The sequence below is a fragment of the Desulfolithobacter sp. genome, from assembly GCF_054025815.1.
Genome location: NZ_JBPMMS010000002.1, coordinates 38818 through 49164 on the forward strand (window position 1 = coordinate 38818; position 10347 = coordinate 49164).

General features: G+C 56.0%; 9 protein-coding genes. 2 read left to right on the forward strand and 7 right to left on the reverse strand.

From position 1 onward, the window contains the following. Window positions 1-37 precede the first annotated feature (37 nt). The 7 genes from ACXJJY_RS00275 to argJ form a co-directional block, all read right to left on the reverse strand. Entirely contained in the window at window positions 38-673 is a 636-nt protein-coding gene (locus ACXJJY_RS00275; protein WP_456384457.1) for a DUF8082 domain-containing protein, read from the reverse strand. Between the two features lie 23 nt (window positions 674-696). Further along, window positions 697-1419: a DUF4388 domain-containing protein gene (locus ACXJJY_RS00280; protein WP_456384459.1), complete on the reverse strand. Its 723-nt coding sequence runs from the start codon at window positions 1417-1419 to the stop codon at window positions 697-699. Window positions 1420-1710: 291 nt separating this feature from the next. After that, complete coding sequence (locus ACXJJY_RS00285; protein ID WP_456384461.1) at window positions 1711-3804, reverse strand: chloride channel protein; 2094 nt, start codon at window positions 3802-3804, stop codon at window positions 1711-1713. A 2-nt stretch (window positions 3805-3806) separates the two neighbouring features. Continuing rightward, a complete protein-coding gene (locus ACXJJY_RS00290) occupies window positions 3807-4313 on the reverse strand; it encodes a SixA phosphatase family protein (RefSeq protein ID WP_456384463.1) in 507 nt (168 codons plus the stop codon). Between the two features lie 150 nt (window positions 4314-4463). After that, window positions 4464-5213, reverse strand: a complete 750-nt coding sequence (locus tag ACXJJY_RS00295) for a ParA family protein (RefSeq protein ID WP_456384465.1) — start codon at window positions 5211-5213, stop codon at window positions 4464-4466. Further along, entirely contained in the window at window positions 5210-6772 is a 1563-nt protein-coding gene (locus ACXJJY_RS00300; RefSeq protein WP_456384467.1) for a CYTH and CHAD domain-containing protein, read from the reverse strand. Before ACXJJY_RS00300 ends, ACXJJY_RS00295 begins: the two co-directional genes overlap by 4 nt. A gap of 12 nt (window positions 6773-6784) precedes the next feature. Beyond that, on the reverse strand, window positions 6785-7966 hold the full coding sequence (gene argJ, locus ACXJJY_RS00305) for a bifunctional glutamate N-acetyltransferase/amino-acid acetyltransferase ArgJ (RefSeq protein WP_456384477.1): 1182 nt from the start codon (window positions 7964-7966) through the stop codon (window positions 6785-6787). Window positions 7967-8173: 207 nt separating this feature from the next. Here argJ and cls point away from each other — a divergent pair, with 207 nt between their 5' ends. Both cls and ACXJJY_RS00315 read left to right on the forward strand, forming a co-directional pair. Next, on the forward strand, window positions 8174-9634 hold the full coding sequence (cls, locus tag ACXJJY_RS00310; RefSeq protein WP_456384469.1) for a cardiolipin synthase: 1461 nt from the start codon (window positions 8174-8176) through the stop codon (window positions 9632-9634). A gap of 226 nt (window positions 9635-9860) precedes the next feature. Next, the gene (locus ACXJJY_RS00315) at window positions 9861-10046 is read left to right on the forward strand and encodes a transposase (RefSeq protein ID WP_456384471.1); all 186 of its coding nucleotides are present in this window, start codon (window positions 9861-9863) and stop codon (window positions 10044-10046) included. The last annotated feature ends 301 nt before the right edge of the window (window positions 10047-10347 follow it).

The window sequence follows — 10347 nt, forward strand, 5'->3', positions numbered from 1 at the left end:
TTTGTCAGCAGGCTTTTTCAACTTCCAGCGGGTGTTGTCACAGGATGGTGTGGATATGGGAAGTGAACTCCCGGGCCAGATGCTCGTCACCGATCTCTTCGACCAGCATTTTGGCCAGCTCGGAAATCCGAGCCGGCACAGCAGGTCCTGATTCTTTCCATTTCTGGATGTAATCCTGCATCACCACCCCGGCCACCGGGCCAATGGCTGCGGCCAGGGCCTGCTCCATCTCCCTGTAGAGAGGCTCCAGCTCTGCATCATCAACCTCATCGTCCTCGACAGGTACCGCCTCCACCTCTTCGATCACCTCATCTTCGGCAGAAGAGAGTGACGCGTTGAGTTCATTACGCATGTCGGCAACCAGCATGGCTGCGGTGGTGGCAACAAGTGAACAGTTAGCCTGGCCTTCGCATATAGTGAGAAGAACAGCTCCGGTATCCAGGGGCATACCCAGCACAGTGTACTTGTCAAAACGAAAGTAGACTGACCGGGCATCCAGGCCGATCATTTCACCCATCTGAAAGAGCCGTACCAGGTAGGTACCCACGGTTTCCGACAGATCCTCCGACAGGCTCGAATGGAGGTCCTCACACAACGGCCCCTCGGATTTATCAAAAATACAGGACCCGGCAACTCCGGGAATAACTGATATTTCTTCGAGCAGTTTTCTCATAATCTCACTGGATCTACTGCAGGTCATCCCGCCGAAAGGGACGACCTCAGCACAGCGGTAACCTCAGATACCGAAGCATCCTGATCAAGAAGCAGACCGATAATCATCCCTGCCCCGGGGAGAATCAGCAACACATCTCCGCCCTCCAGTTCCAGACGAATCTGATGGGGACCGCGGGCCTCAAGGGCCTTGCGAATCTGGATACCACTGACGACACAGTACGTGATAAAATCACCAACCTTACGATTTTTCGAGGACTGGACAATGACCTTTCCCTGCCGATTCAGGATATAATAATGTTTCACCCCCGCAATGGAGACAATGGCATTCACCAGCCGCCGCAAAGCCGGATTTCCCTGCACAGCCGCGTTCATGGCTTGCCTGGGAGAATGCATGGTATCTATCACTCTTTTCTGTTCACCAACAGCCTCATCCTGCCTGGTTGCGGCATTGAGCAGTAGATGGGCCAGGGGCAGGCTGATTCGCCGCAACCGATCCCGGGCCTCTTCAACCCGAAAGACTGGATCTTTTGCCGTCAGTAGAGCGTATACAGCATCTTCTCCTGCCTTGTCTCCACACTGGGCGTCTACGAGATCTCCCTCGTCAAAGAAAAACTGCCCTTCTCCGTCGTCACAGTGGACAATCAAAGTACAGCTGCGCCGCTCCTGCTCAAGTATCTGCAGAAAAGAAGCCAGGGATACACCGCCTATGGATCCTGTGCCGGGGGAACCGCTTTCTTGCACCATCTGTCTCCTGTAAACCAGCTTAGTCCTGTGGAATAGACAGTTCTTCATGCCCACAGATCCATGTTATCATGCGACCGGTGATTTTAAAATAATTTTTCCTTTATTTCCCTTTCCCTCTCGGCTTCGGAACAAACAGCTGGCACGGTTTTCCAGAACTGGCCAGAACCACTTGCCAGGGCATCTGCCGACTCTTGAATCCATAGGCCCGGCATCCCCGCGGCTGACCTGCCTGGTAGGTGATGAAAAAATGGCGACAGCCCAGGCAGTCCGGTGAGTGGCTTACCCGAGAAGTCATGACACCTTCTCCCCGGTCGAGGAAAAAATGCGCTGGACCTGGTCCAGCACGTCCTTGCGACCAAAAACGGTCACGATATCTCCGGCCTCGAAACGGGTATCCTGCTGGGGTATGATAATCTCCCCTGCCCGCTCGACAGAGACCACGTTGACCTGCCCGGGCAGTGGGAGTTCGCCAAGCTGTCTGCCCACAGCCTGATGATCGGCCATGAGGCAGAATTCGATGAACTCATTTTGATTCTGCCGGCGAAGGGAGGTATTCTTCTCCAGCATCTGTCCCCTCTGTTTACGGACCAACCCCACATCATATGCCCGGAGGATGTCCGAACGACTGATCAGACCGACGAGTTTTTTCTTTTCCCCGCGGCTGACCACCGGTAACCGCGCCAGGTCGCGGGGCGCCATTTTCTGGATCGCGGTCCAGATCGGCTCATCGGGATAAACCGTGATCGGATCAGGAACAGCTACGTCTGAAACGGTGAGCCCCCGGAGTTTGACACTGTCCTGGGAAAGAGCTCTCCGCATGTCCTGCAGGGTAACTATCCCCCAGAGACGGTCCTGGTCGTCCAGGACCGGAAATCCCAGGTAATTGGTTTCCTGAAACTTCTGGTAGAGTTCTGCCAGCGGCTGCGAAGCATGGACAGTGACCGGCTCTGGATTCATGACCTCACGAACCAGGACCCCCTGCATGATATCCATGTCGCGCCCCTGAGAAAATCGGATCCCGCGCCGGGTGAGCTTGACGGTATAAATAGATTCCGGATACAGCCACTGGGCAAAAAACGTCGCGGTCACTGCTGTGACCATCAATGGCAAAATCAAGGAATAATCATTGCTCATTTCAAAGACAATAAGCATGGCGGTCAGCGGCGCCTGGGCCGCAGCGGCAAACACCGCACTCATTCCTACCAGGGCATAGGCCCCGGGAGAGCCAGCATACTGGGGCAGAATATATTGAAATATCACCCCCATGGCTCCTCCGAGCATGGCGCCGATAAAAAGTGAGGGCGCAAAAACGCCGCCCGAGTTACCCGACCCCAGGGTGAATGAGGTAGCCAGTGGCTTTAAAAAGATAAGCAGAAAAAGGAGCCAGAAACTCACCCGCCCATGCAGGGCCTCCTCGATAAAGGTGAAGCCGGAGCCATAGACATGGGGGATGTTTTCGATCAGCGGCATGCCGAGCTGGAATTCGGTTGGTCCGGAAAAACTGATCCCCGGCAGATGCAGGTAGCCGAATCCGAGCAGGCCAAGAAGCAGGGCACCCACCGCCGGCTTGAGGACATCGGGAAAACGCCAGTTGTCGAACAGATCCTCGAACCAGCTCAGCATACGAATAAACATCACCCCCACCAGGGCCGCCACCAGGCCCAGAACCAGATACAGGAGAATGGCCACCGGAGAGTCAAAGGTATAGGAGGGGACGGTGAAGGCTGGCCGGTCACCAAGAAACTTCTGGCTGACAATGGAGGCCGCGACCGCCGAAATCACCACGTTGCCAAACATTCGGACCTGCAGTTCACCCATCAGGACCTCGATGGCAAAGGCCACCCCGGCGATGGGAGCGTTGAAAGTGGCGGCGATACCGGCCGCAGCCCCACAGGAAACGAGGTTCCTGATCCGTGCGTCAGACAGATGAAGGAGCTGGCCTGTCACTGAACCGAGTGCCGAGCCGACCTGAACGATGGGTCCTTCCCGGCCGGCCGAACCGCCGGTACCGATACAGAGCGCCGAGGCCAGAATCTTGACAATGGCCACCCGCGGTCGGATGCGGCCTCCGCGCATAACCAGGGCCTGCATGACCTCCGGGACTCCGTGTCCCTTGGCCTCGCTGGCAAACCATGCGATCAGCGGTCCGCCAAGCAGGGCTCCGCCAACCGGCACCAGAACATAAGTCCACATACCCAGATGGGGAAACAGATAATAGGCCGCCGTATAGGAGCCGTGCTGGATCCAGGCGATGAGATGAATGAAGAACACGGCGGCAAAACCGGTCAGGGCCCCGATCACCGTGGCCAGGATCAACGGTAGAAGTCCTTCCGGCAGGGTTGCCCTGTCGAGCAGACGGGCGGGTCTGCTTATCTTGTCGTCCATGGTCAGTCTGAGTGCAGGGCAAGCAGTTTCGGATAGAGGAAAAACAGGGGAGTCCCGTTTCCAGGCCATACATCTCTCCATCGCTGCACAGGAAAGGAAAAACCAACCACCCCACAGGTGGGCACGTTGGCGATATCCAGGTCGCCCAGGGCGTTTGCCAGATCAGTTATGGCCAGATTATGCCCAACCAGCATAAGATGATGATATTTTTTCTTCTGGGCCTGGATCAGCTGGAGCAGCATACCGGAGTCGGCACCATAGATCTCTTCCACCAGGACAATATCCCGGCGGGGAAAGTCGAGTTCCCTGGCTATCTTGCGGGCGGTCTTGCGGGTTCTTTTTGCCGGACTGCAGAGAATTCTATCCACACTTACACCGCGCCGGGAAAGTTCGCGGCCCATGAGCGGCGCATCACGCTTGCCGCGTTTGGCCAGGGGCCGGTCCCGATCGACCAGCTCAGGATTTTTCCAGCTTGATTTGGCATGGCGGCACAGCAGTATCTGTTTCATCGATCTCGCACCGTGTTGGCATGTTCAGGGCTGCATTCAGACGACCAAAAACCAGTAACATATCTCACGGGCAAGGGCACGGCTAATGGGAAGATCCTGCCTGGACCGGTCAAAGCCATTCCCCGCCAAGCAGGGTCCCCTGTCCGCGGTCTACCGCTCATCCCCGATATGGGAGCAAACTTCATCCCACAGTTCCCGGTAGGCGGCAGACGCGGCAGATGCAGGCAGAGCCGCGGTCACCGGCTGCCGGTAGAGCCCCATCTTTTCCACATCGGCAAGAAAAGGGATACGACTGCAAAGGACACCCGGCTGGCCCTCGAGCTGCCCTGCAATCTCTCCATGCATGTTCTTGCGTTTTTCCACCATGGAGAAGAAGACCAGCACTTTGGACCGGTCCTGACCGATTTCTTCCAGAAAGTTCAGCAACTGCTGCAGAGCAAGATGGGACAAGGTTGTGGGGATGAGGGGTACCAGAATCCAGTCGGCGGCATGAAAGATATTTTCGGAAAGAAGGGTCACATTGGGAGGACAATCGAGAAATATATGGCCATATTCCTTTTTGAGCGGTTTGAGCACCCTGGATATCCGCTGGCGCGATTTTTTCAGATCATCCAGAGCAATATCGATATTTCTATAGGAAAAATCGGCCGGCAGCAGGTCAAGGCCGGGATAATCGGTCCCCCGGATATTGCGATCCACGTGCCTGCCGCCCTTGAGCAGTTTTCTGGTATTGAACTTCCTGGCCGGCCGGATGCGAAAATAATAGGTGGCCGACCCCTGGGAATCCATATCACAGAGCAGGGTATTGACCCCCTGGCTTGCTGAGAGGTAAGAAAGGTTAACCGCGGTTGCGGTCTTTCCTACTCCGCCTTTGATATTGTACACCGCTATAACACTCATTTCTGACGACCTCGTACCCTGGAGTCAGCGAATAACCGCTTGAACAGTGCTGCATTTTCACTGTCACCGAATCGTTGAAAAGTGGTCGCGAACCGGTTTCGCACCCGCTCCTGTTCATGGCGCAGGTTGGTGAGCAGACCTCCCAGCGCCGCGGCCAGCTGGAGATTTTTCCTGCTTCCGGCCCGAAGCTCGGAAAGATAGCGGCGCAACATATCCTGCTGCACAGACAGGTCATTGAAATCACCAAGGTTATTCTGCAGTTTCTTGAGCTGTTTGATAACCCGTGTCATATCCTTTTGGGGAAAAAGTGAGGTAAAGAATTCCAGAGCATAGCGCAGTTTCTTGCACTGAATGCGCAGCCTGTGCAGACTCTCGTCCGGTGAAGAATCGGTAATGGCAAGCCCGTCTTTCATGACTCTCCGGTAGCGCCGGTAGATGATCTGGCGGGCAAAATCCGTCACAGCCATGGCCGCGGCCGGAGTTTCCTCTTCCCGTTCCGATTCCAGGTACTCCCGCCAGCTACTGACAATTTCCCGATACCGGGGAGCCCGCAAGGCCCGGACAAGTCGCTTGAACTCTTCCTCCCTGCGCCGGGTGAGATCCTGAAAAAACCCGTCAAGCCCGGGCCGAAGCACATCGGGAAGCCGGGCCAGGTAATCATTCCGGTAAAGGAGATAGACGTCAAGGTCCCGGTTGGAACCGGTGACCCGACCGAGCCAGGCAAACTCGTTTTTGAAAAGAGCTGTTATCTCGGCAGGCAGGACTTTTTTGAACTGGGCAAGACCGGTGCGGGTGCGACGGATTGCCACCCGGAAATCGTGGAGAAATTCGGAATCAAGATCATCGATGATTCCCGGCAAATTACGCTCCATTACAGCAAGCAGCTGCAGGAAGATGGTCCTTGCCGCCTGGCCGGCTGTCATGGCGGGATCAAGACTGATGGTGAATTTTGAACTGTAATCACCCGGCGTCCGGCCCACGGCCTTGAGTCCTTCCTCGAACTCAAAATGGGGTGGTGCCGACTCGTTGATACCATACTGCTCGAGGAAGCGACGCACGGCCCTGTATTTTTTCACATAGCCACGCACACCCTGCAGACGGACCGTCCGCAGAACCCGTTCCCCTTCCTGAACATGCAGCTCTTCCAGGTAGAGGAAAGCCACGGTTTTTTCGTCCCGATTGAGAATCCGTATCCGGGTACGCCCCTCATCCAGAGTAACCAGGGGCAGCAGACAACGGACATCCAGAACAGCCTGCAGAAGGCGTTGCAGCGATGAGTCAGGAAAATCCCAGGAAAAACACGCCCCCTTACAGGGGACATCGGCCAGAAAGGCCCGGGTTCGGCCAGAGCCGTATTCGCAGAGCCGCCAGCCTTCCGGAGTACACTCCAAAAGCCATTTCTTCCGGTAAAGCCGCCAGTCGAAACTGTCGTAAAAGATCCGCCGGTACTGACCGGCCTGCTCCACCGCCACCCTGAAGGCCTCGGCCAGATCCGCAACAAAGGGCTCGACCTCGAGTTCCTCGGGCAGGTACCAGGTATCAGGAATGTTCTTCGACATCAATAAAGGTCCTCAGGTACGGTAATCAGCGTTAATCTTCACATAATCAAGTGAAAGATCACAGGTATACACCTCTGCAATCTCACTGCCGTCAAAGAGATCCACGGTCACGGTAAACCTGTCTTTCTTCAGCACCCGGGTGGCTTCGGCTTCGGCCTCGGGACCACACCCCTGGCCGTTTTTCACCATCTGTACCTCATCAAACCAGATACCGACCCGATCGGATTTGAAGGAACAGTCGGAGCGGCCAAGGGCGGCGATTATCCGCCCCCAATTGGCATCCTCACCGAAAAAAGCTGTCTTCACAAGGGCGGAGTTGGCGATAGTCTGCGCCGCGCTCATGGCTCCTTCAAAATCCCTGGCCCCGACAATACGGATGGTAACCAGCTTTGTGGCACCCTCGCCGTCGGCCACGATCTGCAGAGCCAGGTCCTTGAGTACGGTGTCAAGAGCGCTGGCAAAAAGATCGCCCGCAGCCCGGTTCTCTTCATCTATCCAGGGATTTCCGGCCGCGCCGTTGGCCAGGATCAGGACGGAGTCGTTGGTGCTTGTGTCTCCATCGACGGTAATCCGATTGAACGACTGCTCCACTCCAGCTACCAGCATGCGCCGCAGTTCCGGGAAGACAACCTGGGCATCGGTCAGGACAAAGCAAAGCATGGTGGCCATATCCGGCATGATCATGCCGGCCCCCTTGGCCACCCCGAAGATATTGACCTCGTGGCCATCCACCTCGATGGTCGCGCTGGATGTCTTGGGTACTGTATCCGTGGTCATGATCGCCCGGGCAAGATCGTCGAATCCGTCGGTCGACAACTTTCCCACCAGGCTATCCATAGCCCGGGCAAAAGGTTCTTCGGACATGGGTTCGCCGATCACGCCGGTGGAGGCCACCTGAACCAACTCCGCGTCGATACCCAGCCGCTCAGCCACCATGGCACTGGTGGCCAAAGCCACCTGCATACCGTCCTCACCGGTACAGGCATTGGCATTGCCGGAGTTGACCAGGATCGCCTGGGCCCGGCCATGGCGCAACCTCTCCATGTCAAGCAGCACCGGAGCCGCCTTAACCCGATTTGTGGTAAACACTCCAGCCGCCACCGCCGGAGTGTCTGAATATATCAGGCCCATATCCAGCCGTCCCTCATAGCGGATACCCGCTGCAACAGCGGCTGCGGAAAATCCCTTAAGCACCTTTTTCCACTCCTTTCTGCATGGTTCCAGGTTGATTTTCTGCCATCTCACCGGGCAGACATCAATATTCAAACTTACCACTTATACGGTAAAACTTAAAATGTAAAACTTGACTGATGCGCATTTCATGTGCAATTGTTCACGGACGCCCGTATCGCTGAAGGAAATTTCCGCCAATCCAGAGCCCAACCTCTACCAGCCTGTCTCATGAATCAACTTTCCTGGATCGTCACCACGATTATTTTTCTCGCTGACCTGGGCATCCGTATCGGCCTGTCCCTGCGGGTTATCATGCGCAAACGCGAACCCAGCGTGACCATGGCCTGGCTGGTGGTCATTCTCCTGATTCCCTTTGCAGGGGCAATCATCTACTTGTTGTTTGGTGAAAATAGACTTGGAGAGCGCAGGGCCCGGAGGGCGGCCGCCGACTTGCAGCGGCTGGCAGAATGGGCCCGGAAGCTGAGCCAGCGTCCCCAGGTGGACTGGTTCTCCATCAATCCGGAATGCGAGCCCATTCACCGCCAGGCCGATGCCATCCTGGGCATCCCGGCCCTGCCAAGCAATGACCTTGCCCTGCTGGCCAGCTCGGAAGATTTTTTTCACAGTCTGCTCAAAGATATCAACCAGGCCCGGTCAAGCTGCTTTCTCGAGTTTTATATCTGGCACCGGGGCGGCCTGGCCGATGAAGTCATAAACGCCCTGATCCGGGCCGCCCGGCGCGGTGTGACCTGCCGGATCCTGCTCGATTCCATTGGCAGCAAACCCTTTCTCAAATCCACCATGGTACGCAAAATGCGGCACCACGGGATACAAGTTGTCGAGGCCCTGCCTGCCGGGATCCTGCGAGCACTGTTTGTCCGCATCGATCTGCGGAACCACCGCAAGATCGTGGTCATTGACGGCGAGATCGGATACACCGGCAGTCAGAACCTGGTGGATCCGCGCTACTTCAAACAGGATCAGGGAGTTGGCCAGTGGATCGACACCATGGTCCGTATCCGGGGTCCCATTGTCGAGGTATTGTCAGCCTCCTTTCTCCACGACTGGATGATGGAAAGCGGGGAGAACTTTCAGGATATCGCCGCCACCTCCGACAATCATGCCGTGGCCCCGGCCGGAGATGCCCCTGTCCAGCTGGTGCCCTCTGGACCCGGCATCACCGAAGGCGCCATTCATAACCTGTTGCTTACCACCATCTATGCCGCGCGCCGGGAACTGATCATTACCACACCCTATTTCGTACCCGATAATGCCCTGCTCATCGCCCTTAAATCAGCGGCCATGCGTGGCGTGGAAGTCACCCTGATCGTGCCGGAAAAAAATGATTCCCGCCTGGTCCATTATGCCAGCCAGGCTCGGTACGGCGAACTGATCCGTTCGGGAGTGCGCATCATGGCGTTCACCGGCGGCCTGCTCCACGCCAAAACCATCAGCGTCGACAATGATTTCTGCCTGATCGGTTCGGTCAACCTGGACATGCGGTCCTTCTGGCTCAACTTTGAACTGACGCTGTTTGTCTATAACAAAAAATTCACCTCCCGGCTCCGGAGACTGCAAATGGAATACTGTGACGCGGCTCGGGAACTTACCCATGATCAACTGCAGGCCCGTCCCCTGAGACAGCGCTTTCTGGAAAACACGGCCCTGATCCTGGGCCCCCTTCTGTAAGACGTGGTACTAACGTGAAAAATACGGAAAAATTTCCTGCGCACCCAAACGTAAGCGGCCCAATGACCCCATCTTTTTCCCCTGAACCGGCTGTGTCATGGTTGTGGCTCCACGAACCCATGCCAAGGAGGTATCATTATGTCTGAACAGCAACCCCCCTGTGTCAGGATAGATGTCGCCTTCTCAGAAAGAATCCTCTAAGTTATGGGGGCGAGGAGGCGATGAGATGGCAAAGTATTCACAGGAGTTCAAGGAAAAGGTGGTGCGCAGGCTGATGCCGCCGAACGCGGAGAGCGTGGCCCAGGTACACCGAGACACCGGTGTGTCGGAAGCGACGCTGTATCTCTGGCGCAACGAGTACCGGGACCGTGGCGTGGCCGTGCCTGCCGACCCGTCTAACAGGAGTTTATAGAATTAATCGTATTTATTCGTAAAAAATACGATATTTCGGGTTGATATGACTACATCTCCTGTAAGACCCCACCGACTATTTTCCAACCAAATGCCCTCATAATATCAGCCTGAGTCTCGTCCGGTTCTTCCAGCATACGCACGGCCTTCCTTTTTCCAGGTAACCACAGAAGACAGGAATGCAAACTGCTCATATGGCGTATAGCTGTAACGTCCCGCTTGATTACATTCCAAAAAGGAGCTATCCTTTATTCCGTGCCAGACACCTGCTCACGGGTGTCCTGGAGCCGGTTCTGTGAAAG

Coding starts and splice junctions, on each gene's coding strand:
- ACXJJY_RS00315 (WP_456384471.1), top strand. CDS start 9,861: ATGGCAAAGTATTCACAGGAGTTCAAGGAAAAGGTGGTGCGCAGGCTG.
- ACXJJY_RS00295 (WP_456384465.1), bottom strand. CDS start 5,213: ATGAGTGTTATAGCGGTGTACAATATCAAAGGCGGAGTAGGAAAGACC.
- cls (WP_456384469.1), top strand. CDS start 8,174: ATGAATCAACTTTCCTGGATCGTCACCACGATTATTTTTCTCGCTGAC.
- ACXJJY_RS00290 (WP_456384463.1), bottom strand. CDS start 4,313: ATGAAACAGATACTGCTGTGCCGCCATGCCAAATCAAGCTGGAAAAAT.
- ACXJJY_RS00280 (WP_456384459.1), bottom strand. CDS start 1,419: ATGGTGCAAGAAAGCGGTTCCCCCGGCACAGGATCCATAGGCGGTGTA.
- ACXJJY_RS00285 (WP_456384461.1), bottom strand. CDS start 3,804: ATGGACGACAAGATAAGCAGACCCGCCCGTCTGCTCGACAGGGCAACC.
- ACXJJY_RS00300 (WP_456384467.1), bottom strand. CDS start 6,772: ATGTCGAAGAACATTCCTGATACCTGGTACCTGCCCGAGGAACTCGAG.
- ACXJJY_RS00275 (WP_456384457.1), bottom strand. CDS start 673: ATGAGAAAACTGCTCGAAGAAATATCAGTTATTCCCGGAGTTGCCGGG.